Below are 22,552 nucleotides of genomic sequence, written 5' to 3' on the forward strand. Positions count from 1 at the left end.
CGAGGCGCGCCCGCTCGGCCCCCGGCGCCACCGGGCCGGCGCCGCCTCCCCGAGCGGGAAGGCCTGGAGCTGGACGCCGCCGGTGGTCTCCTCGCCGGTGACCTGTCCCCCGACCGTGGAGCGCGGCGGGCTCACGGGTCCCGCCGAAGCTGAGCCACATCGCCTCGCGCAGGTACACGGGCAGCATCACGCCGCCCGCAGGGTCCGGATGAACCGGATCTGTACCCCTTCGCCCAGGAGCAGCGTGTTCCCGTCCACGCGTACGGACCCTGTTCCCACGCCCGTGCCTTTCTCCCGCACCGGCCCGGTTCAACCGCAGGATCTGCGGCTGAACCGGATCGTTATCCTCAAGTTTCGCTCAAATCTAGTGACGCTGTGCCTGCGGGCTTCCTAGCTTCCTCGTACACACGTCTCGACGTCACCGACGTTTCCGCGGTTCCACATGCCCCGGCGATCCCGGTGGCGCATTCCGCGTTACACCAGGAAAGAGTGCAGCATGAAGGTTCCCCAGGCCGGTGCGGTCGCCGCAGTGATCGCCATCGCGCTGACCGCCTCCGGGTGCGTCTTCGGCGAGGACGAGGACCAGGGGACCCTCTCCATCGGCATCAAGTTCGACCAGCCGGGCATCGGCATGCGGGAGACCGGCGGCGCCTTCTCCGGCTTCGACGTGGACGTCGCGACCTACGTGGCCAAGGAGCTCGGCTACAAGGCGGACCGGATCGAGTTCAAGCAGGTCCTCAGCAACGACCGTGAGCTGCTCCTCCAGTACAACGAGGTGAAGTTCGTCGTCGCGAGCTACTCGATCAACGAGAAGCGCAAGGAGAAGGTCGACTTCGCCGGCCCGTACTTCGTCGCGCACCAGGACCTGATGACCCGCGCCGACGACACGTCCATCAACAAGGCCGAGGACCTCAACAGCAAGACGATGTGCTCGGTGACCGGCTCCACCTCGGCCGAGAACCTCAAGAAGAACCTCGCCCCCAAGGCGGCCCTGCTGGAGCTCGGCGGCTACTCGGACTGCGTCGTCGCCCTCCAGGAGAGCCGTGTCGACGCCATGACCACGGACAACGCCATCCTGGCCGGCTACGCCGCCCGCAAGGAGAACCAGGGCAAGTTCAAGCTGACGGGCCAGAGCCTCAGCACCGAGAACTACGGCATCGGCGTCAAGAAGGGCAACAAGGAGCTCCAGCGCAAGATCAACGACGCGCTGAAGAAGATGGTCCAGGACGGCTCCTGGGAGACGGCCGTGAAGAAGAACTTCGGCCCGAACTACAAGTACGAGCCGGCGCCGGCGATCACCCCGGTCAACTGACGACGGCCGGGGCGGGGCCGTTCCCCCGCCCCCGACCCGGCCCCGGTGCTCAGACCACCGGGGCCTTGCCGCGCAGTACGGTCAGGAACTCCCTCATCCAGCGCGAGTGATCGGGCCAGGCCCGGGCCGAGACCAGGGTGCCGTCGACCACGGTCTCGGAGTCCTCGAACTCGGCCCCGGCCGCCTTCATGTCCGGCTCCAGCGCCGGATACGCGGTCACGCGGCGGCCGGTCAGGCCCCCGGCCGCGGCCGTGATGAGCGGCCCGTGGCAGATCTGGGCGATCGGCTTGTCGAACTCGGCGAAGGCCGCCAGGATGCGCCTCACCTCGGGATCGTTGCGCAGGTACTCCGGCGCCCGTCCGCCCGGGACCACCAGGGCCGCGTATTCCTCCGTGACCACGTCCCTGAAGGCCAGATCGGCCGGCCAGGTGTAGCCGGGCTTCTCGGTGTAGGTGTCGAAGCCCTCCTCGAAGTCGTGGACCACGAACCGCAGTTTCTTCACCTGCGGCGCCGCGATGTGGACCTCGTAGCCCTCCTCGCGCAGGCGCTGGTACGGATACAGGACCTCCAGCGATTCGGCCGCGTCGCCGGTCACGATGAGGATCTTCACTGCCATGGGCTGCTCCCGATGGGGCTGGTCGTGGTCGGTCCGGCCCCGGCCGGGGCCACCGCTACCCTGCCCCCCGCGGACAGCCGGCACACACGAAGATCACCCATTGTCGACACATGGTTTTCACCTGTTCGGCACATGACAATGTGACCCTCGCTCTGCCACTGACACTCCGCCAATTCCCCAGGCGGGGACGGTGCGTATGGAGAGGTACCCCCCACCCGATGAGAATCTCGCGCCTGACCCCCTGGGCGGCCGCCCTCGCCGCCGCCGCCCTGTTCGCCGTACCGGCGGCCGCGTCCGCCGGCCAGCAGCGCACGACCGCTCCCGCGAACCCGGCGGCCGCCGCCTCGGACCCGTACGCGGACTACTACGCGAGCGCCCAGGGCAAGACCGGGGCCGCGCTGAAGACCGCCCTGCACGACATCATCAAGAGCCAGTCCAAGGTGAGCTACGACGGGGTGTGGAACGCCCTGAAGGTCACCGACCAGGATCCGGCGAACCCCGACAACGTCATCCTCGTCTACTCGGGCCGCTCCCAGTCCAAGTCGTCGAACGGCGGCGGGGTCAACGACTGGAACCGCGAGCACGTCTGGGCCAAGAGCCACGGCGACTTCGGCACCGCCACCGGCCCGGGCACCGACCTGCACCACCTGCGCCCGGAGGACGTGACCGTCAACAGCACCCGGGGCAACAAGGACTTCGACAAGGGCGGCAGCCCCGTCAGCGAGGCCCCCGGCAGCCTGACCGACGCCGACTCCTTCGAGCCGCGCGACGCGGTCAAGGGCGACGTGGCCCGGATGCTGCTCTACATGGCCGTCCGCTACGACGGCGGCGACGGCTTCGCCGACCTGGAGCTGAACGACAAGGTCAACAACGGCTCCGCGCCGCTCTTCGGCCGGCTCAGCCTGCTGAAGCAGTGGAACCAGATGGACCCGCCGGACGCCTTCGAGCAGCGCCGCAACCAGGTCATATTCGACACCTACCAGCACAACCGCAACCCGTTCATCGACCACCCGGAGTGGGTCAACTCCATCTGGTAGCCCCGGCGCGGCCGCCGTCACGGCGGCCGCACCGTCCGGCGTCGGGTGGACGCGGGGCGGTGGCGGATGCGGAGGACGTGGCGGAGGGCGTGGCCGTGGCCGACGCGCCGGCCGGGCCGGCGCCCTGCGGGGCCGCGTCGGCACCGCCCTGGCAGGCCGTGAGCGCCGGCGTCCCGCACACCGTCAGGGCCACCAGTCCGGCCCGCCCGCGAGCCCGTCTCCGGCTGCGCACCGCTCTCATGTCGTCTCCCTCTGCCACGTCGAAGCGGAGCGTCAACGTAGTGCCGGGATCAGGCCGCAACGATGGCCGAAAATCGTTCGTCACCGGCCCGGTGTCGGACTGTTGCAGAGCGCGGACCCGAGTGCCCGCTCAGAGCCGGTCGGCGAGGGCCTGGAAGCCGGACCACGGCAGCTGAGGTGCGCGCGAGTCCCAGACCTTCTGCGAGAGCGCGGCCAGCGGCAGCCGGATGCCGTCCGCCACCTGGGCCTGGGTCTGGGCGCCGGACAGATCTGCCCAGACGGCGAGGCGCCCGCCCAGGATCTGGTTCCCGTACGAGGCCGGGACGGGGGTGGTGCCGCGCAGGACCAGCGGGGTCCACTCCTCGTAGATCCGCCGGCCGGTGGGGTAGGTGAACTCGTTCGGCTCGCCGAGCACGTAGTACAGGAACTCGTCGTTGAGGTTCACCAGCTTGCGGCCCTCGCGCAGGTACTCCAGCGGCGGCCGGGCGCCGATCTCCTTGCCGGTCCAGTACTCGACCTGGATGTCCTTGGCCGCGCTCGTCACCCCGCCCGCGAAGAAGCCGTCGTTCCACGCCTTGAGCGCCTTGCCGGACGGGCGGACCGTGTCGGCGCGGTCGCCCAGCCAGCCCGTGGCCAGGTCCTGCACGCGCGCCGAGGGGCCGTACCGCTGCTGGGCCGCCCGGGCGAGCTGCGGGAAGGAGGCCTGCGGATCCCGGTAGACCAGCGCCTGGTACTCGTCGGCCCCCAGGTGCCAGGCTCCGCCGGGGAACAGCGGCTGGTACTCGCGCAGCAGTTCGTCGACGAGCTTCGCGGCCGCCGGGTTGGATATGTCCACCGCACCCTTGACCGCCTTGCCCTGTACGTCGCGCAGTTGCAGGTCGGGGTGGGCGCGCAGCACCGCGCCGAGGTGTCCGGGCGAGTCAATCTCGGGGACCACCGTGATGTGCAGCCGGGCGGCGAGCGCCGTTATCTCGCGAACCTGCGCCTTGGTGAGGTGCGGATTCGAGACGATCTCGGGGTGGGTGTCGGACTGGATGCGGAAGGCCTGGTCGTCGGAGAAGTGCAGGCCGAGCTGGTTGAGTTTGAGGTCGGCCATCTCGCGCAGCCGGTCCTCTATCCAGTCGGGGGTGAAGTGCTTGCGCGCTATGTCGAGGTTGAGGCCGCGCTGGGGCTTGGCCGGGGCGTCGTTCACGGTGCCCTCGGGGGCCGAACCGGCGCTCTTCACCGCCTGCTTGAGGGTGCGGGTCCCGTAGAAGACCCCGGCCTCGTCGGGGCCCTTGATCCGGACCGTGCCGTCCTTGACGGTGAGGGTGTACGACTCGGCCTTTCCCGTGCCCTCCAGGGAGAGCTCCACGTCGCCGGCGCGCGGCGCCGCCGAGTCGCCGTACTTGAGGCCCAGTTCCCCGGCGAGCAGCTCGGCCTCGTCCGACAGGGCGGCGGCGTCGCCCTGCGCGACGACCACGCGGGCGTCGGGGGCGGGCTTCCAGCCGGGGCCGCGGGCGGGCACGTGCTCGCGGACGGCGGGGATGGTGCGCGGGGCCGTGGACAGGGGGTAGGACGGCGTCGGGGTGGGGGCGGGCGGCACCGGGGCGGCATCCGTCGGGGTGGCCGCCGTCGTGGAGGAGCCCGGGGAGGCGGGGGCGCGCGCCTCGTCCGAGGCGGCCGAGCAGCCGGGCACGGCGAGGGTGACCAGCGCGGCGGCCGTTGCCGTCGCGATGGTCCGGACCCTCCTGTGAAGCCTTGGTTTCCGCATCATGCACCCGTGTCCCCGTACCCAACCTGGCACGGGGGACACGGGCGCGCGACCCGGAGGTCTCGGACCCGTCGTCTCAGACCAGGGCGTCGAGCGCCGCGGCGGCGAAGGCGTGGTCCTCTTCGGGGGATCCGCCGCCGACGCCTATCGCACCGACGAGCCGGCCGTCGCGGTGGACGGGCAGGCCGCCCGCGATGAACAGCAGGGGGCGGTCCAGGGCCGTGGGCAGCGTGTGGAAGGGGCCTCCGGGGCGGACCGCTTCGACGAGGTCGGCGGTGGGCGCGTTCAGCTGGAGGGCGGTGTAGGCCTTGCGGGTGCTGGTCTCGCCGGAGATCAGCACGGCCCGGTCGTCGCGGCGGAAGGCGAGCAGGTGGCCGCCGGCGTCGAGGACGGTGACGCTGACCGTGGCCCCGGCCGCTTCGGCGGCGGACTGGGCGACGCCGACGAGCAGCTCGGCGTCCTCGGTGGTCAGGGCGGCGACGGCGGTGCGGGTGGTGGTGGACATGCCGGTTTCTCCTTGCGGGGGGTGGGTGCGGGGAACAGGGGCGGATCAGTGGCGGGCGGCTGCGACGGCGGTCGCCTCGCGGGCCGCGGCGGACGCGACCACCCGGCCGGCGCCGACGCTGGCGGCCGCAGCGCGTCCGGCCGTACGGCGTTCCAGTGCGCCGGAGGCGAGGGCCAGCGCCAGGGCGGAGGCGGCCAGCGCCGCGCCGACCCAGTTCGGGGCGGTCCAGCCGAGGCCGGCGGCGATCACGAGCCCGCCGAGCCAGGCGGCGAGGGCGTTGCCGAGGTTGAAGGCGCCGATGTTGACGGCGGAGGCGAGGGTGGGCGCCCCGGCGGCCTGGTCCAGGACCCGCTTCTGGAGCGGCGGCACGGTCGCGAAGCCGAGGGCGCCGATCAGCACCACGGTGACGGCGGCGCCGGCCTTGGTGTGGGCGGTGAGCGTGAAGACGGCCAGGGTGACGGCGAGCGCGCCGAGGGACACGTACAGCATCGGCATGAGCGCGCGGTCGGCGTAGCGGCCGCCGATGAGGTTGCCGGCGACCATGCCCAGGCCGAAGAGGACGAGGAGCCAGGTGACGGAGGAGTCGGCGAAGCCGGCGACGTTGGTCATCATCGGGGTGATGTAGGTGATCGCGGCGAAGACGCCGCCGAAGCCGAGGACGGTCATCGCCATCGCGAGCAGCACCTGGACGTTGCGGAAGGCGGCGAGCTCGCGGCGGATCCGTACCCCGCCCTCGGGCCGGGGAAGTTCGGGCACGAGGCGGGCGATGCCGAGCAGACCTGCGACGCCGAGCGCGGCGACGATCAGGAAGGTGACGCGCCAGCCCAGGGTCTGCCCGACGAGGGTGCCGAGCGGGACGCCGACCACGTTGGCCACGGTCAGGCCGGTGAACATCATGGCGATGGCTCCGGCCTTCTTCTCCGGGGCCACGAGCTCGGCGGCCACGACCGCGCCGATGCCGAAGAAGGCGCCGTGGGCGAGGGAGGCGACGACGCGGCCGGTGAGCATGACGCCGAAGGAGGGGGCGAGTGCGGAGAGCACGTTGCCGGCGATGAAGAGGCCCATGAGGAGCATCAGCATGCGCTTGCGGGGGATGCGGGTGCCGAGCACGGTCATGAGCGGGGCGCCGAGGACGACGCCGAGGGCGTAGCCGGTGACCAGGAAGCCCGCGGTGGGGATCGAGACGCCGTATTCGCCGGCGACCTCGGGGAGCAGGCCCATGATCACGAATTCGGTGGTGCCGATCCCGAAGGCCCCGACGGCGAGGGCGAGGAGTGCGAGAGGCATGGGGGAGGTGCCCTTCAGGGGAGAGGGGGAAGCGCTGGTGCGGGGTGCGGTCCGTCCGCGAGGACAGATGCGGTCGCCGCTTACGTGCGTCCACATTAATTGCAGACGCGGGATATTTGCAAGCGCGGGCTATTGCAGGCGTGGCCTATCCTGGGGATCACACCGCTCGCACCGCACGCTTCGACGGAGGAAGCCCATGACGGCCACGGACAGCGGGCTCACCGCCCTCTCCCAGGGCTGGTGCGCCCTCTCCCTCCTGCACGGGCGGATCGAGTCGCACATCGAACGGGCCCTGCAGGCCGGGCACGGCCTGAGCGTGCGCGAGTACTCGCTGCTCGACGTCCTCAGCCGCCAGCACAACGGGCCGGGCGGGCACCTGCGGATGCACCAGGTCGCCGACTCGGTGGTGCTCAGCCAGAGCGCGACGACCCGCCTGGTCAGCAGGCTGGAGGACCGCGGCCTGCTGAACCGCTACCTCTGCGACACCGACCGCCGGGGCATCTACACCGACGTGAGCCAGGCCGGCCTGGCCCTGCTGGCCGCGGCCCGGCCCACGAACGACACCGCGCTGCGCGAGGCCCTGGACGAGGCCGCGCGCAACCCGGAGCTCGCGCCGCTGGTGTCGGCCGTGGAGAACCTCCGCCGCTGACACCCGGCGCGTACCGACTCTCCTAGCGCGGACCTCCCGTGGCCGGCGGTGAGAAGCTCACCGCCCGGCCCGGCGTGATGGAGGGGACCGCCGACGGCCACACCGACCCCGAGTCCTTCGGCACGGGGGGCGACGACGGGCTGGGGCTCACGGACACGGCCGGGGGCGACGACGTCCCCGGGCTCCCCGACGCGTCCACGTCCGGGCTCGGCGCGGCCGGCCCGGCGGACCGCCGAGAGGGCGACGGCGAGGGCTCCGGCGACGGGCGGGACGGGCCGGGGCCCGTGACCTTCGGCGGGGTGGCGGGAGGTGTCGGGCCGGGGGTGGGATCCGGGGGGAGCAGCAGGTAGCCGATCCCGGCGGCAGCGGCCGCGGCCAGGCCCGCCAAGGGCAGCGCGAACCGCCGCAGCCTCTCCACGGGCAGCCGCCTCACCTGCGGTCCCGGCGGGTCCGCGGGGCGCAGCCGGCGGACGTCGATGCTGTCCGCGCGCGCGTCGAGGGCCTGCCGCAGCCGCCGCTCGACGGGCCGTTCGGCGAAGCGTTCGCCGTCACGCGTCATATCCGTCCCTCCAGAATCCGTTCCAGCGCGTCCAGGCCGCGGCTCGCATTGGACTTGACCGCTCCCCGGCTGATCCCGAGGGTGGCAGCGATCTCCGCCTCGCTGAGGTCCGCCCAGTACCGCAGCACCAGGACCTGCCGGCGGCGCGGTGTCAGCCGGCCGAGCGCGGCGAGGACCTCGCGGTGCGCCTCGTCCAGGACCACGTGGTCCTCGGCGGACGGTACGTCGGCGGGCGGTGGCGGGGTCCAGGCCCGTACGGTGCGCCGGCGGCGCAGGACGGAGCGCGAGGTGTTGACGACCGCGGTGCGCAGGTAGCCGAGGGCGTTGTCGACCTCGGCTATCTGCTCCCCGTGACGCCGGTACAGGGCCGTGAAGGCGTCCTGGACCACGTCCTCGGCCGTGGCCAGGTCGTCGACGAGCAGCACCGCCAGCCGGACCATGCGCAGCCGGTGCGCGTAGTAGAGCTCCGTCACGGTGGGCGGCTGCGGCTCGCCGTGGCCCGCGGGCCGGTACGTGTGCGAGGAGCCGTACGAGGGCCCGTACGGGCGCGGGGAGGCCGGCGGGGCGGCACGCTCGCCGCGCAGCAACGACCACAGGCCCCGCCACGCCCGGCCGAAGCCGGGCGTGAGGGGGCCGACGGGTGGTGCGAGGTGGAGCACGGAATTCCTCAGTTCGCGCGGCGCCGCACGGCGTACAGGGCTGCCGCACCGGCGAGGACCAGACCGGCGGCCCCCGCTCCCAGGGCCGTGGTGGTCGCGGAGGAGCCAGTATGCGCGAGCTCGGCCGCCCCCTCGGCGGCGGCGGGGCCGGGCTCGGACGGGGAGGCGCTGGGCTGGGGACCGGCCGTCCCCGGGCTCGACGCGGAGACGCTGGGCGCGGCGCTGGGCGCGGCGCTGGGGGCCGCGCTCTTCGCGCCCGCACCCGCGCTCGGCGGGGTGCTGACCGAGGGAGACGGCTTGGCCCCGCCCTCGCTGGGAGAGGCGGCGGCCGGAACGCTGACCGAGGGAGCCGGCGCCGGCGAGCTCCCGCTCGCGGCGGAGGCCGGCCCGGCGAGGGAGACGGCCACTGCGGCCGCGGCAGCGGTGACGGCCGCCCGGCGGACGGCCAGGGGGACGCGCTGGACACGCTTCAGGTTCTTCAAGGTGGTTCTCCACGGTCGGGTCGAGGGCACGGAACTGCGCCCTTCACCCCCGCACGACGCGCGACCCCCCGGGAGGTTGCCGCCGATCCGGAAAAACTTTCCGGCCGGTTTCCGGCAGCGCGCCCGGGCCGCCGCCCAAACCGCCCCGCAGGGCGGCTCCCAGGGTGGCGACGCCCTCCTCGATCTCCCCGGCCGAGCCCGCCGCGTAGCCGAGGATCAGGCCCGGCGGGCCCGGCCGGACGCGGTGCCAGGACAGCGGATGGGCCTTGACGCCCAGGGTCAGCGCCGCCGAGGCCAGGGCCGTGTCCTCGAAGCCGGCGCCGTCGAAGGTGACCATCAGGTGCAGGCCGGCCGCCGCGCCGTGCACCCGGGCCCCCGGCAGGTGCTCGGCGAGCGCCCGGAGCATGACGTCGCGGCGCCGGCGGTGGCGGCGCCGGACGTGGCGCAGGTGCCGCTCCAGCTCGCCCGAGTCCATCAGCCGGGCGAGGACCAGCTGGGCGAGGACCGGGTTGCCGAGGTCGGCGTAGCGCTTGGCGGCGGTCACCGCGTCGCGCAGCCGCGGTGGCACCAGGAGCCAGCCCAGGCGCAGGGCGGGGGCGAGGAGTTTGGAGACGCTCCCGGCGTAGCAGACGGCCTCGGGCAGCAGGGCGCGCAGCGCGGGGACGGGTGCGCGGTCGTAGCGGTGCTCGGCGTCGTAGTCGTCCTCGATGACCAGGCCCCCGGCGGCCGCCCAGCCGAGCAGGTCCCCGCGCCGCCCGCCGTCGAGGACCACCCCGGTCGGGAACTGGTGCGCCGGAGTGAGCAGCACGGCCCGTGCCCCGCTCGCGCGGAGCCCGGCGACGTCGAGCCCGGCCTCGTCCACCCGTACGGGAACGGTCTCCAGCCGCCCGTACTCCAGCTGCTGCCGGGCCCCGAGCGAGCCGGGGTCCTCCACCGCGACGCGGTGCACGCCCTCCTCGCGCAGGACCTGCGCCAAAAGCGCCAGGGCCTGGGCCACGCCCGCGACGATCACCACCTCGTCGGGGTCGGCGCGGAAGCCGCGGTTGCGGGCCAGCCAGCCGGCGACCGCCGCGCGCAGGGCGGGCGCGCCCTGGGGGTTGCCGTAGCCGAAGTCAGCCGGGGTCAGGCCGGCGAGCACCCGGCGCTCGGCCTGCAGCCAGGCCGTACGGGGGAAGGCCGTGAGGTCGGGGACCCCGGGCGAGAGGTCGATCCGGCAGGGCACGGCGCGCAGCGCGTCCACCAGCCCGCCGCGGTCCGGGGCGGGCGTCGCCCCCGCCGCCGGGGGCGGGGCGGCGACGACCACGGTGCCGCCGCGGCCCCGGCCGCGGACCTGGCCGGTCTCCGCGAGGCGCTGGTAGGCCTCGGTGACGAGACCGCGGGAGACGCGCAGTTCGGCGGCGAGGACGCGGCTGGCCGGGAGCCTGCTGCCGACGGGCAGCGTGCCGTCGGCGATGGCGGCGCGGAGCCGGCCCGCCAGCCAGTCGGTGCGGCCGCCCGGCGGGGCCTGGCCGAGGTCGAGCTGGAGGAAGTCCGAGCCGCTCGGGCTCGCGGACCCGTCGGTTTCGGAGCTCTCGGTTGTGGACCTGGTTTTGGACCCCTGGATCACGCCTTCATTGGACCTGCTCACGGGTCCATTGTGGGGCCACGCTGGATCTCATGCAGAGAACTTCCGCCTCGATCGCCTCCACCTCCGCCCCGACCTCCGCCGCGGCCTCCACCTCCTTCCGGGATCTGGCCCCCGGCATCACGGGCATGGCGCTCGTCGGCAGCAGCGTCACCGTCTCCCGCTCGCTCGTCGACGCCCCGCTGTTCGCCACGCAGGCCGTCCGGTACGCCGCCGCCGCGCTGTTGCTGGTCGCGCTGGCCCGGGCGGCGCGGGTGCCGGTCCTGCGGCCGCGCGGCCGGGAGTGGCTGTGGCTGGCCGGGATCGCGGCGACCGGGCTGGTGCTGTTCAACGTGGCCGTCGTGCGCGGGGTGGCGCATGCCGAACCGGCCGTCATCGCCGTCGCGGTGGCCTCCGTACCGATCCTGCTGGGGCTGATCGGGCCGTTCCTGGAGGGGCGGCGGCCCAGCCATCAGGTGCTGGTGGCGGCTCCGGTGGTGGTGGCCGGGGCGGTGCTGGTCGAGGGAACGGGCCGGACGGACGCCGCCGGGGTGGGCTGGGCGGCGCTCGCGCTGGGCTGCGAGGCCGGGTTCACCCTCCTCGCCGTCCCGGTGCTGCGCCGGCACGGCGCGTGGGGGGTGTCCGTGCACGCGGTGTGGCTGGGGGCACTGATGCTGGCGGGGCTCGCGGTGCTCTTCGAGCGCCCCGCCGACCTGGGGACGCTCGGGACGGCCCAGTGGGCGGCGGCGGGGTACCTCGCCGTCATGGTGACGGCGGTGGCGTTCCTGCTCTGGTACCGCACCGTCGTGGCCGTGGGCGCGGGCCGCGCCGGGCTGCTGACCGGCGTCGCGCCGGTGGCCGCAGCCGGCGCCGGGGTCCTCGCCGGCAGCGGGGTCCCGGGACCGGCGGTGTGGCTGGGCCTGTTGGTGGTGGTCGTGGGGCTGGCCGTGGGTCTGCGCCCGGGCCGCGTCCCCGGGCCGGCCGTGCGCACGCCCCGCGGTGACCGGGGGGCGGCGTCCCCTTGAGGGCGCCCGGGCTCGTGGATCACAATCCGCAGATGCCGACGCCCGTTCGCCACGCGCCCCCGTACAGCAGCTGGATGCGGTACTTCTCCCCCACCGCCAACCACCGCAGACTCGGCCTGGTCTGCCTCGGGGTGGGGGTGCAGCAGGGCGTGCTGCCGGTGGTCGGCCCGCGCGCCCTCGGCCACCACGTCGCCGTGGTCGTCACCCGCGGCCGTGGCTGGTTCAGCCACGGCGGCCGGCCGCCGCAGCCGGTGGCCGCGCCCGCGCTGCTGTGGCTGGTGCCGGGAGTGGAACACCACTACGGGCCCGATCCGCGGACCGGCTGGGACGAGTGCTTCGTGGACTTCGCCGGGCCTGCCGTGGCGGCGTACACCGACCTGGGCTACGTCACCCCGGACCGGCCGCTGGTGCCGCTCGGCGGCACGGCCGGGGTGCAGCACGTGGTCGACGGGATCGTCCGGGCCGCCCGGCGCGGCGGACCGCTGCTGGAGGTCGAGGCCGCGGCCGCCGTGCACGGGCTGCTCGTGGCCCTGCGCTACGCCCGTGCCGAGACCTCCCGGCACGGGGACGCCGTGATGGACGCGCTGGCGCGGGACGCCCTGTTGCCGATATCCGTGAGCGAGCACGCCGCCCGGCTCGGGATGCCGCTGCCGCAGCTGCGCCGGGCGGTGCGGCGCAGTACCGGGGAGGGGGTCAAGGAGTACCTCCTAGGCATCAGGCTGAGCCGGGCGAAGGAGCTGCTGGCCCGCACCGACCTGCCGGTCGCCGGGATCGCCCGGCGGGTCGGTTACCAGGACCCGGCCTACTTCAGCCGGCTGTTCAGCCGCCGCGTGGGCATGGCACCCGTACGCTTCCGCGCCCAGCAGTCGGTCCGGGGGCCGGTCCGCTGACCCGTCACGGGCTCCGCCGCGCGTAGCAGAAGAGGTGTTCCTCGGGGCCCGCCAGCGGGGCGGCGGGCTGGAAGGGCGCGGTGTGGTGGTACAGGACCTCCAGGCCACGGTCGGCGAGCCGGGCCAGGTGGTCCGCCGTGGACAGGCTGCTGACCGTCACCTCGTGGCCCATCCATTCGATGTCCAGGCCCCGGATGTCCCCGGGCACGGTGGCCATCACGAAGTACCCGCCCGGCGCGACCCAGGAGGCCATGCGGTCCAGTGCCCCGGCCACCTCCGGCTGGTCCATCACCAGGAGGGGGAAGAAGGAGCACACGGCGTCGAACCCGCCCGGCTCGGGCGTGTACGTCCGCACGTCGGCCTGTTCGAAGCGCGCTCCCGGGACCCGGGTGCGGGCCAGGGCGACCATGGCCGCCGAGACGTCGATGCCGGTCACCTCGCAGCCGGCCCGGACCAGCGCCTCGGCGGTGGGCCGCCCGGTACCGCTTCCCACGTCCAGCACACGGGCCCCGCCGGGCAGCCGGGCGGTGAGCCAGTCGAGCGCAGCGAGCTGGCCGGGCACCCGCCCGAACACGTCCTCGTAGCGCTCCCCCAGCGCGTCGAACACCTCTGCCGCCGACTTGCGTTGACTCATCGGTCCGCCCTTCGTCTCGGGGAAACCACCGTACTGAGTGCGGGGCCGGGGCAGGGCCGCTTCGTCATGGCCGGTAGCCGATGTTGAGTTCCGCGACCGAGGTCCACGGATGGCCGGCCACCTCGTTCGTGGCCCTGAGTCTGACGTAGCGGGCGGTGCGCGGGGGGAAGGTGACGTCCTGCTGCGCCGTCGTGTCCGGGAAGGTGCCGGTGGCGGCGGCCGTGCCCCGAGTGGTGCCGTCGGTGGAGGTGAACACCTGGTAGGCGGCGATGCGTCCGTTGCTCTGCGACTGCCGGGGCAGGTAGTGGAGGGCGGCGACGTCGTAGGCGGCGCCGAGGTCGAGGGCGATCTCGTGCGGCATCGGTGCGGTGGCGGCGTACCACCTGGTGTGCCAGAGGGTGGCGGAGTCGCCGTCGAGGACGTTGGCGGCGGCGCCGTTCTCGCCGGCGGTCTCCTGACTGTCGACCGCCTTGACGCTCATCTGCCCCTGTGGGACGAGGAGTTCGCCGCCGCCGGGCGCTCCGAGGTCGTCCACGGTCAGGTCGTCGAGGGTCAGGTCGGCTTCGTTGTGGGAGTTCTCCGGGGTGACCTTCCGTACGCCGATCCAGGCATCGGCGCCCGCGGTGAAGGTCCGGGTGAAGACGGTGGGGGTACGGGCCTGGTCCAGGGCGGTGGCGGTCTCGGTGGTCCCGGACCCGGTGACGAACCGGTAGTCGCCGCTGAAGCCGCTCTCGTAGGAGAAGGTCACCTTGTACGAGCGGCCCTGGGTGAGCCGCAGGGTCTGCGGGAGGGTGCGGTAGACGAGCCCGGTCCGCTCCTCGTGCGACTTGAGGGAGTTCCGGCCGCCGATCACGTCGTCGACGAGCTTGCCGTTCCAGCCGGCCTGTGTGTACGGGGCGTTGCGCTGGGCGATGTGGGTGCGCGGGTCGGTGGCGGAGCCGCCCGCGCCGCCGAAGGCGAAGGGGCCCCAGCCGGCGTCGGTGTTCTCGAAGTCCTCGGCGAAGAAGTGGCCGCCGAGCGGGGCGCGGGCGGAGCGGACCACCCGGACGTCGTCCAGGTAGACGGTGCCGGTGCCGGATCCGGCGCCCGCGGACAGCTTGAGGGTGGCGGTGGACTGTCCGGCGGGAACGTCGAACAGCACCTTCATGCGCTGCGCCTTCGTGCCGTTCTTCTCGCTGCCGCCGAGGCTGTTCGTCAGCGGCGAGGAGTCGGCGTACACGGAGGCCGCGGCTCCGCCGGCCGGGGTGACGGTGAGGGTGGTGGCCCGGCCCGCGGGGGTGGAGACCCAGACGGAGGCGGCGTAGGTGCCGGGAGCAAGGCCGGTGAGGTGCTGGGAGACAGCCGGGGTGGTGCCGGGGGCGAAGGTGAGCTCGCTCTGGCCCTGGGCGTTGCGGGCGACGGCGGCGCCGGTCCCGGTGACGGTCCAGGCTCTCAGATCGCCCGCGTAGAAGGAGGGGTCCTTGACCGGGGTGCCCTCGCCCCACTTCGGGTCGGCCTGTGCGGGCGCCGCGCCGTCGGTGACCACGTAGGCGGTGCGGGCGGCGGCGTCGATGGTGACCTGGCCCTGGCTCACGGCGAGGTCGCCGACCAGTCGGCGTCCGGTGTCGGTGAGCCGGTAGAGCTTGGGGGCGGTCCAGCCTGCGGGCAGGGTCCAGGTGGTGGAGCCCGCCTTGTCGTTCCAGTGGTACAGCTTGCCGTCGCGCGGCAGCAGGTAGGCGTCCCCGGACAGGACGGTGCGGCCGGCCGTGGTGATCCGGCGCTTGTTGCCGGTGGTGGTGACGGTGGTGCCGTTCGCGAGGGTGACCGTGTCGGCGGTCCGCTTCACGACCGGGGACTCCTGGAGGTACTTGGTCGGCAGGTTGACGGCGAAGGTGGTGTTCAGGAAGGCGGTGAAGTCCTTCTTGCCCTGCCAGCCCTCGTACGCGGTCACCTCGGCGCCGCCGAGCAGCGGGTCGCGGGCGATCCAGTCGTCCTTGGCGTGGTTGGCGATGAAGCGGGCGATGGTGGAGTTGACGCCCTTCAGGTCGCTGCCGCCGTAGTCGACGTCGGCCGCCCAGTGGTGCCAGAGGGACTGCTCGGTGAGGGTGTTGGGGAACTCCGTCGCCAGCTGGAGGCCGAGCCCGGCGATGTCGCGCTGGAGTCGGCGGGAGACGTAGCCGTCGCCGTACCAGACGTCCACGTAGAGGAAGTCGAGCCCGGGGGCGGCGGCTTTGAGGTCCTGCAGGCGCCCCAGCCGCCCGCCGGACTGGCCGTCCTTCCTCGTGTCCACGTAGTAGGACTGGTCGAGCCAGTCCCAGCCGAGTCCGCCGCTCTGGTGGGCCGGGTCGAAGGTGGCCGACACCGGGTACTCCTCGGTGGCGTTGACGTGCACGCCGAAGTCGGCGTTGTAGGCGTGACCGGCGGTGGTCAGGGCGTTCAGGCCGGCGGCGCCGCCCAGTTCGGAGCCGATGTCCTTGTAGTCCATGTGCGCGGAGTCGTGCCCCTCGGAGGCGTAGCCCTTGAGGAGGACGAATTGTCCGAGACCGTCGGTGGCCAGGCCGACCCGCTTGGTCTCGTCGAGGGTCTGCGCGAACGGATGGGTGGCCTGGGAGGCGAAGTTGAAGGGGATCCGCTGCACGACCCGGTCGGCGGTGTCCTGCCAGCCGGTGGGCGGGGTCCAGATGTCCCGGTAGGCGACGGCGGCGTCCTGCCAGTCCACGACGGAGTCCGCGTTGCGGTCGGCGGTGACGGCGATACGGGCGTACGGGAGCGGCTCGGTGTCGGTGTCGGCCGCACCCGCCGGGCGGTGGAGCCAGGCGCCGCTCCACAGTCCGGCGCGGCGGTAGACGCCCTTGTCGGTGATCCGCTTGCTGATCCGGCCGTTCTCGCGGGCGGTGGGGCCGGAGGGCGTGTCGTAGAGGGAGTTGGAGTCGATGGCGGCGGCCAGCCTGCCGGTGTTGACCAGTCCGTACATCACGGTGGTCGCGGCGGCGTCGACGGGGGTGCTCGCGGTGACGGGGGTGAAGGTGTCCCCGGTGCCGGTGGTGGCGGTGTGCATGGTGGCCGTGGAGAGCGCGGCGCCCGGCTGGTCGCTGCGGACGCTGACGAGGTGGTGGTCGGGGATCGCGAGGCTGCGTACGCGCAGGGCGGCGGTGTCCTCGATCGCGGTGACCCTGAACTCCACGGTCGAACCGGCCACCTGGATGCGGGCCCTGATGGTCACGCCGGAGAAGGCGAGCGCGTAGTCCACGGCGGAGGCGGAGGGGACCGAGGTCACGGCCGGGGTGTAGGTGGTCCCGTTGACCACGATCGCGCTGAGCGGGTCCTCGTTGCCGTGCAGTACGTCCCCGGTGGCGCGCCGGGTGTAGCCGATGACCCGGGGGAAGCCGCGGTCCACGCTCACGGCCAGCTCGGGCGAGGTGATCGTCACGGGTGCGGCGGCCACGGCGGGGGCGGCGGGCGCGGGGGCGGCCACGAGCAGGGTGGCGACCAGACCGGCCGCCGCCGCGGCCGCCGGCCACAGGGGGATGCGCATCGGACCTCCGGGAGTCGGCGCTTCCTTGGCGGAAGACCGCTCGGCACGCAGCCCCGGGCGGTCCGCTCACTGACCTGACAGCTTGCGGACCGGGGCCGGGCAGGCCCATGGACAAAGCGGAGCGCCGTCCTGGACTTAACTGCGCGTGGAGTGTCCGGAGGGGTGTCCCGGGAGTCAGGTGGAGGCGGGGGCCAGGACCACGGCCGTCCCGTACGCGCACACCTCGGTCCCGACGTCGGCGGCGTCGGTGACGTCGAAGCGCATCATGAGCACGGCGTTCGCGCCACGCGCCTTCGCCTGCTCGATGAGCCGCTCCATGGCCTGGTTGCGGGTCTGCACCAGGGTCTTGGTGAGGCCCTTCAGCTCGCCGCCGATCATCGACTTCAGGCCCGCGCCGATCTGGCTGCCCAGGTGGCGGGAGCGCACGGTGAGGCCGAAGACCTCGCCGATGACCTGCTCGACCCGGTAGCCGGGGACGTCGTTGGTCGTGACGACGAGGACGCCGGTCTCATGTGCGCCGGCCCCGCCGCCGTAGTCTTCGATACCCATGGCCCCACTCTCGCCCGGGCCGCCGCCGCCCGCATCCGGGGAGCCGCGCGGTCAGCGCATTCGGGCGGCGAGGCCGAACTCGTGGGCCACGACCACGGCCTGGGCGCGGCTGGACAGGGCCAGCTTGCTCATGCAGCGGTGGACGTGCGTCTTGACGGTGGCCGGGCTGAGGACGAGCCGTACGGCGATCTCGGCGTTGGGCAGACCGGCGCCGACCAGGGCGAGCACCTCGCGCTCGCGCGGGGTCAGCGTGTCCAGGCCGGGGTGCGGGGCGCGGGCGGCCGGGGCGGCGTAGGCCTCGATCAGCCCGCGCAGGGCACGGGGGCTGAAGAGCATCTCGCCGGCGTGCACGGTGGCGATGGCGGCGAGCAGCCGCTCGGGCGGGGTGTCCTTGACGAGGAAGCCGCTGGCGCCGACGCGGAGCGCGCGGAAGACGTGCTCGTCGGAGTCGAAGGTGGTCAGCACGAGCACCTCGGGCCCGCCGTCGGCGGGGTCCTGGCGGCCGGCCAGGATCCGCTCGGTGGCGGCGATCCCGTCGGTGCCGGGCATCCGGATGTCCATGAGGACGACGTCGGGCCGGGTCTGGGCGGCGAGCCGGACCGCCTCCTCGCCGTCGCAGGCCTCGCCGACGACCTCGTAGCCCGGGGCGGCGGTCAGCAGCGCGGTCAGTCCGGATCGGATCAGGAACTGGTCATCGACGACGAGTACGGACGGCATCCGCCTCACCCCCTCCCGGTCGCGGCGCGGGGACCCGGAGGCCGGTCTCGAAGCCGCCCTCGGGGGCGGGCCCGGCGGTCACCGTGCCGTGGTGGATCGTCGCCCGTTCAGACATGGCGATCAACCCCTGGCCGGCGGTTCCGTCGCCGGCGGTGTCTTGGACGAAGCGCACGTCAATCCCCCTTGTGTACACCCCTGGTTGTACAGCGTCGACACCCAAGGGGGTAGGCCGGTCTCACCCCGTGGATGGGCGCGGCCGGGAGTGGTCCGCCCGTAAGTTTTTGCGTGCACCGGTCCACCGGCCGGTGCCGGCCCTGTCCCCCCGGGGCCCCGCTGCGCGGCCGTGCCCGTTCGGGGGCGGGCACGGCCGCCGCGCTCCGGTAGGACAGATTGGTCATATCGGGCTAAAAGCCGGTGAGCCACCGGGGCTACGGCCTCCACTCTCGTCATAGTCGTCCCTGGCAACCGCCTGGTTGCCGCCACCGCGCCGCGCGGCGCGGCGGGCGGACGTCTTCATAGAGGAGCCGGCTCATGCTGAAGCCCACCAGAACCATCCTCGCTCTCGCCACCGGAAGCCTGGTTCTCGGTCTGGTCGGAGCGGGCGCCGCCGTGGCGGACGACGGTGACAACGTGCCGCGTGAGATCGTCGTCGGCGACGGCCAGCCCGGCACGTACCCGGACTACAAGCACGCCATCGGCAAGGTCGTCTCCAAGGGCCCGCTGAAGGTCCGCAGCAAGCCGACCACCCAGTCGCGGGCCCTCGGCCACGTATACCCGCACAACAAGCTCGAGATCGAGTGCAAGAAGTACGGCGAGAAGGTCGACGGCAACCGCATCTGGTACCGGCTGTACGACGAGAACGACGAGGAGAACCTGGACGACGGGATGGAAGCCCCGAACCGCGCCGCATACGGGAAGCAGCGCTGGGTCTCCGCCCGCTACGTCAAGAACCTCTCCGAGGTGAGGTACTGCCACTGACCCCGGGTCAGTCCACCGGGCGTACGGTACGGGGTCCCACGCACTCCGCCCCGTACGCCCGGACCCGTTCGCGCAGTTCCCGGTCCGCCGTGACCACGACGCAGCCGCGGTCCGCATGGGCCGCGGCCAGTTCCACGATCCGGTCGTCGCCGCTCCCGGGGGCCGCGTCCACGCGTACCCCGGGAACGGACTCGACGCCGCGGGCGGCGCCTTCGACGACGAGGATGATCTCCTCGTCCCCGCCGCGCCGGGCCAGCTGGTCGCGCAGACGCTCGGCCGCGCCCCGCCGGTCCCGCCACCAGCCGTCCGGGACCGAGCCGACGACGTTCGCGCCGTCCACGATCAGCACGCCCGCCATGACGACTAGAAGTCCCCGTAGTTGACCTGCCAGGTGGGCAGGCCCATCCGGCGCCAGACCGCGACCACCCGGTCCCGGTCGTCGAGCGAGACCCGTACCGCGTACCGGTGACGGACGTGGGCGTCGAACAGCTCCGCCTTCACCACGTCGTCGCGGCGCGGGTCGCCCGCCGCCCGCATCCACAGCTCGTCGTACGGCACCCGGTGGCGCCGCAGCCAGGACTCGGTCTGCGGACGGTGCTCCTCGCCGCGCCCCGACAGCAGCACGATCACGTCGCCGTCGGCCCGCTTGAAGGCGTCCAGCGCGTGCCGGACCGATTCGTTGAGCAGGTCGAGTTCGCAGCGCGAGAAGTCGTACGGTCCGCGGTCGCCGGTCAGCGCGAGCGTGCCGTCGATGTCGCACATCACCGCCGACGGCAGCGCAGGGTCGGGGACGTACGCGGTCACGGGCGGCACGGCCATCGCGCCGGACGTCCCGTTCAGCCACTCGGCCGTGAGCCGCCAGCCGCCCTTGCGGGCCTTCTCGTGCTTCTCGGCCAGGATCCGGATGATCTCCTCGCCCACCTGCCGTTCGCGGGCCGCGTCGCGGCGCAGGCACTCCTCCAGCGGGACGTCGGTGAAGTCGTGCACGACGAAGGTCGCGAGACCGCCGACGGCCGCCTTGAGTCGCTTCGGGATGTGCTTCGTCAGGTGCGTGTTGTCGACGACCACGTCGAAGCCGCCGTCCACGGCCGCGCGGACGGCCGCGTCCTGGACCTCCAGCACGGTCTGCTCGTGCGCCCAGGACCGGCCCCGCCCGGGGTCCGGCAGGTCGAGCATGGCGCGCAGATCGTCCAGGTTGACGCGCCGCATCCGGCCGCCGGACCGCGCTTGGAGGGCACGGGCCGCGGTGGTCTTGCCGGAGGCGGGCAGGCCGGTCATGAGGTGCACGACGGGCAGCGGGGGCTCCTGCGCCGCGGGGTCCGCGGCGGCCTCCTCCACGGCGGGCGCCGGGACGCGCGGCGCCGCCTTCGGCGCGGACGCGGGTGCGGGGGGCGCGGGTGCGGTGGGCGCGGGCGCGGTCGGCACGGGCGCGGGTGCCGACGCGGGTGCGGGTGCGGGTGCGCGCTCCTCCTCGGACACGGTCCGGTTCTCCTCGTCGCTGATGTAGGGATCGGCGGTCTCCGGCCGCACCTGGCGCCAGGTCGTGAGCTCGGTCGTCCGGCCGTCCAGCCGCATGAACATGGCCGGGCGGACCGCGCGGTCGTCCAGCTCCTTCACCGCGCGGGCGAAGGCGCCCCGGTCGGCGGCCAGGTGCGCCAGGCCCGCGAAGGCCTCGTCGATCGCGCGCTCGTGCCGCGCGGCCCGCTCCTCCAGGCGTGCGATGACCTCGCGCACCCAGTGGTCGAACTCGTCGGGCACCTGCTCCAGCAGCGCGTCGAGCGGCTTTCCGCCCGACGCCTCGATCTCGGCGACCGTGCAGTTCAGGCCCTGGGCGAGCTGCTTGGCGGGCAGGCCGGCGAAGCGCTGGATGCCGTGGCCGCGCCAGACGTCCCGCTCGGTGACGCCGGTGAGCACCTTGTGCAGCCGTACGTACTCCGCCAGCTTGGCCTTGGCGCGCACGCCGGAGGCGAAGCGCAGGACGAAGCCCTCGGCGTCCATGCCGGTCGCGGTGGCGCCCCCGGGCAGGGTGTTGGACTCGGTCAGCGCGATCAGCTCGTCGAGCGGCATGGCGGGCCACACCGTGACGACGGAGCCGATGCCCTCCCAGTGCGGCGCGGCCTCGGCGAGCGGGACCTCCGTGCCGTCCGGCCCGAAGGCGGCGAGGAGGACGAGGTCCCGGCGGTCGCCGTAGTCGACGACGATGCGGTTCTGCGGGTACAGGATCTCCGCGAGGTACGTGGTGCCCGGGCGCAGGGCCGCGGTGTCCTTGGCGTCGAGCCGGCGCTGGGCCCAAGTGGCCTGCGCGCTGATGAAGGAACCCTTGGAGGCGACCCGCCAGCGGCCCGCGTAGTGGAAGACGACCGCGAGGCTTCCGTCGACCTTGTCGTACACCTCGAACGGCTCGTCGGGGAGCGCGGGCGCGTACGGCATGCCCGCCTCGTGCTCGCCGACGTTGAAGAACTTCGGCAGCGGCAGGGCGACGATCGCGCCGGTGGTGTCGTCGGCGACGAGTCCGCGGCAGCGCGTGGTGACCTCGTCCCAGACGCGCTCGTACTGGGCCGTCCTCGTGTACGTGTAGATGGACAGCGGCAGCTCGGGGTGCGACTTGCGGGTCACGTACCCGGCGTCGATCGAGGCCGCCAGCGCCTGGGCGGGCAGCAGGTCATGCAGAGTCAGGGTCTCCTGGCTCATGGGTTCCTCCCGGATTGAGATGGCCCATTCTCACCTGCGGGAGGGGCTGCCCGGTACTCAGTTTTGCCTGGTCGGGGTAGCCCCCAGGCGGTTGATGTCGGCGGGGCGCAGGACGTGGCCGGGCACCGCCGTGCCGGGCGTCGCGACGGCGATCATGGCACGGCCGAGGGTGTCGGAGGTGATGACGAGGTTCGGCGCGACCCGCCGCAGCAGCGGGACCAGCGGTGCGGTGACCGCGTAGAGCACGCGGTAGAGCCTGGTCTTGGAGGGCACGCCGCGCACCGGCTGGACGATGCCGGGGCGGAACATGTAGGCACGGAAGGGCAGTTCCAGGAGGTCGTTCTCGGTCTTCCCCTTGACCCGGGCCCACATGGAACGGCCCCGCTCGGTGCTGTCCGTGCCCTCGCCGGAGACGTAGACGAAGGTCATGCCCGGGTTGGCGGCGGCCAGCGGCCGGGCCACGGCGAGCGTCAGGTCGTGGGTGACGCGCCGGTAGTCGTCCTCCTTCATGCCGACGGAGGAGACCCCGAGGCAGAAGAAGCAGGCGTCGTACGCGGCCGGGTCGACCCCCGCGGCGGCCAGGTCGGACGGGTCCGCCTGGACGCGCTCGCGCAGTTTGGGGTGGCTCACGCCGAGCGGGGTGCGTCCGACGGCCAGGACGCTCACGACGGAGTCGTCGCGCAGGCACTCGCGCAGGACGCCCCGGCCGATCATGCCGGTCGCGCCGAAGAGGATGACGTTCACGGCAGCAGCCTAGGTGTTCTGTCCAGGGAGGTTGTGGACGGGTGATGCAGGTCTCGGCTGAGGGATCTTGAACGAGTGAGGGCCTTCCGGGTTCGGTGTGGATTGCGA

The 22,552-nt window shown here is 73.4% G+C and carries 21 protein-coding genes; 7 read left to right on the forward strand and 14 right to left on the reverse strand.

What is annotated here, in order from left to right:
* Positions 1-496: 496 nt before the first annotated feature.
* Positions 497-1,312: a glutamate ABC transporter substrate-binding protein gene (locus IF88_RS0130205; RefSeq protein WP_030719488.1), complete on the forward strand. Its 816-nt coding sequence runs from the start codon at positions 497-499 to the stop codon at positions 1,310-1,312.
* A 49-nt stretch (positions 1,313-1,361) separates the two neighbouring features.
* Here the strand turns inward: IF88_RS0130205 and IF88_RS0130210 are convergent, their stop codons facing one another.
* Positions 1,362-1,928, reverse strand: coding sequence for a DJ-1/PfpI family protein (locus tag IF88_RS0130210; RefSeq protein ID WP_030719490.1), 567 nt, complete (start codon positions 1,926-1,928; stop codon positions 1,362-1,364).
* A 218-nt stretch (positions 1,929-2,146) separates the two neighbouring features.
* Between IF88_RS0130210 and IF88_RS0130215 the strand changes: the two genes are divergently transcribed.
* Complete coding sequence (locus tag IF88_RS0130215) at positions 2,147-2,965, forward strand: endonuclease I family protein (RefSeq protein WP_030719492.1); 819 nt, start codon at positions 2,147-2,149, stop codon at positions 2,963-2,965.
* A gap of 370 nt (positions 2,966-3,335) precedes the next feature.
* Here the strand turns inward: IF88_RS0130215 and IF88_RS0130220 are convergent, their stop codons facing one another.
* The 3 genes from IF88_RS0130220 to IF88_RS0130230 all read right to left on the reverse strand — a co-directional run bounded on the left by IF88_RS0130220 (position 3,336) and on the right by IF88_RS0130230 (position 6,750).
* Positions 3,336-4,958, reverse strand: a complete 1,623-nt coding sequence (locus IF88_RS0130220; protein WP_030719494.1) for a beta-N-acetylhexosaminidase — start codon at positions 4,956-4,958, stop codon at positions 3,336-3,338.
* 76 nt (positions 4,959-5,034) lie between these two features.
* Positions 5,035-5,463, reverse strand: coding sequence for a GlcG/HbpS family heme-binding protein (locus tag IF88_RS0130225; RefSeq protein WP_030719495.1), 429 nt, complete (start codon positions 5,461-5,463; stop codon positions 5,035-5,037).
* Between the two features lie 45 nt (positions 5,464-5,508).
* Complete coding sequence (locus tag IF88_RS0130230) at positions 5,509-6,750, reverse strand: MFS transporter (RefSeq protein ID WP_030719497.1); 1,242 nt, start codon at positions 6,748-6,750, stop codon at positions 5,509-5,511.
* Positions 6,751-6,946: 196 nt separating this feature from the next.
* Between IF88_RS0130230 and IF88_RS0130235 the strand changes: the two genes are divergently transcribed.
* Positions 6,947-7,399, forward strand: a complete 453-nt coding sequence (locus tag IF88_RS0130235) for a MarR family winged helix-turn-helix transcriptional regulator (protein WP_030719499.1) — start codon at positions 6,947-6,949, stop codon at positions 7,397-7,399.
* Between the two features lie 38 nt (positions 7,400-7,437).
* The gene (locus IF88_RS41075; RefSeq protein ID WP_030719501.1) at positions 7,438-7,749 is read left to right on the forward strand and encodes a hypothetical protein; all 312 of its coding nucleotides are present in this window, start codon (positions 7,438-7,440) and stop codon (positions 7,747-7,749) included.
* Between the two features lie 205 nt (positions 7,750-7,954).
* Here the strand turns inward: IF88_RS41075 and IF88_RS0130245 are convergent, their stop codons facing one another.
* From IF88_RS0130245 to IF88_RS0130255, 3 genes are read right to left on the reverse strand one after another with little or no spacing between them, the layout of a single operon-like run.
* A complete protein-coding gene (locus IF88_RS0130245; protein WP_234323746.1) occupies positions 7,955-8,617 on the reverse strand; it encodes an RNA polymerase sigma factor in 663 nt (220 codons plus the stop codon).
* An 8-nt stretch (positions 8,618-8,625) separates the two neighbouring features.
* Entirely contained in the window at positions 8,626-9,099 is a 474-nt protein-coding gene (locus tag IF88_RS49165) for an LAETG motif-containing sortase-dependent surface protein (RefSeq protein WP_051837806.1), read from the reverse strand.
* 43 nt (positions 9,100-9,142) lie between these two features.
* Positions 9,143-10,726: a PLP-dependent aminotransferase family protein gene (locus IF88_RS0130255; protein ID WP_078893232.1), complete on the reverse strand. Its 1,584-nt coding sequence runs from the start codon at positions 10,724-10,726 to the stop codon at positions 9,143-9,145.
* A 29-nt stretch (positions 10,727-10,755) separates the two neighbouring features.
* On the opposite strand from IF88_RS0130255, the gene IF88_RS0130260 reads away from it, so the two are divergent.
* Both IF88_RS0130260 and IF88_RS0130265 read left to right on the forward strand, forming a co-directional pair.
* Positions 10,756-11,727, forward strand: a complete 972-nt coding sequence (locus IF88_RS0130260; RefSeq protein ID WP_078893233.1) for an EamA family transporter — start codon at positions 10,756-10,758, stop codon at positions 11,725-11,727.
* Positions 11,728-11,759: 32 nt separating this feature from the next.
* Complete coding sequence (locus IF88_RS0130265) at positions 11,760-12,617, forward strand: helix-turn-helix domain-containing protein (protein ID WP_051837807.1); 858 nt, start codon at positions 11,760-11,762, stop codon at positions 12,615-12,617.
* 4 nt (positions 12,618-12,621) lie between these two features.
* Here IF88_RS0130265 and IF88_RS0130270 read toward each other — a convergent pair whose 3' ends face one another.
* The 4 genes from IF88_RS0130270 to IF88_RS0130285 form a co-directional block, all read right to left on the reverse strand.
* Complete coding sequence (locus IF88_RS0130270; protein ID WP_030719515.1) at positions 12,622-13,251, reverse strand: class I SAM-dependent methyltransferase; 630 nt, start codon at positions 13,249-13,251, stop codon at positions 12,622-12,624.
* A gap of 64 nt (positions 13,252-13,315) precedes the next feature.
* Entirely contained in the window at positions 13,316-16,765 is a 3,450-nt protein-coding gene (locus IF88_RS0130275) for an endo-alpha-N-acetylgalactosaminidase family protein (protein ID WP_051837810.1), read from the reverse strand.
* 174 nt (positions 16,766-16,939) lie between these two features.
* Entirely contained in the window at positions 16,940-17,314 is a 375-nt protein-coding gene (locus IF88_RS0130280) for a YbjQ family protein (RefSeq protein WP_030719519.1), read from the reverse strand.
* Between the two features lie 51 nt (positions 17,315-17,365).
* Positions 17,366-18,031, reverse strand: a complete 666-nt coding sequence (locus IF88_RS0130285; RefSeq protein WP_030719521.1) for a response regulator — start codon at positions 18,029-18,031, stop codon at positions 17,366-17,368.
* 531 nt (positions 18,032-18,562) lie between these two features.
* Here IF88_RS0130285 and IF88_RS0130290 point away from each other — a divergent pair.
* Positions 18,563-19,009: an SH3 domain-containing protein gene (locus IF88_RS0130290; protein WP_030719523.1), complete on the forward strand. Its 447-nt coding sequence runs from the start codon at positions 18,563-18,565 to the stop codon at positions 19,007-19,009.
* Between the two features lie 7 nt (positions 19,010-19,016).
* Here IF88_RS0130290 and IF88_RS0130295 read toward each other — a convergent pair whose 3' ends face one another.
* Genes IF88_RS0130295 through IF88_RS0130310 form a run of 3 tightly spaced genes read right to left on the reverse strand, consistent with a single transcriptional unit; the run spans position 19,017 to position 22,444 of the window.
* The gene (locus IF88_RS0130295) at positions 19,017-19,367 is read right to left on the reverse strand and encodes a hypothetical protein (RefSeq protein WP_030719526.1); all 351 of its coding nucleotides are present in this window, start codon (positions 19,365-19,367) and stop codon (positions 19,017-19,019) included.
* A 5-nt stretch (positions 19,368-19,372) separates the two neighbouring features.
* Positions 19,373-21,700, reverse strand: a complete 2,328-nt coding sequence (locus tag IF88_RS48410) for an AAA family ATPase (protein WP_234323747.1) — start codon at positions 21,698-21,700, stop codon at positions 19,373-19,375.
* A gap of 57 nt (positions 21,701-21,757) precedes the next feature.
* A complete protein-coding gene (locus tag IF88_RS0130310; RefSeq protein WP_030719529.1) occupies positions 21,758-22,444 on the reverse strand; it encodes an epimerase in 687 nt (228 codons plus the stop codon).
* Between the last annotated feature and the right edge of the window lie 108 nt (positions 22,445-22,552).

Origin of the sequence: Streptomyces sp. NRRL F-2580, from assembly GCF_000720115.1 — a bacterium.
In the GTDB taxonomy this organism is placed as follows: Bacteria; Actinomycetota; Actinomycetes; order Streptomycetales; family Streptomycetaceae; genus Streptomyces.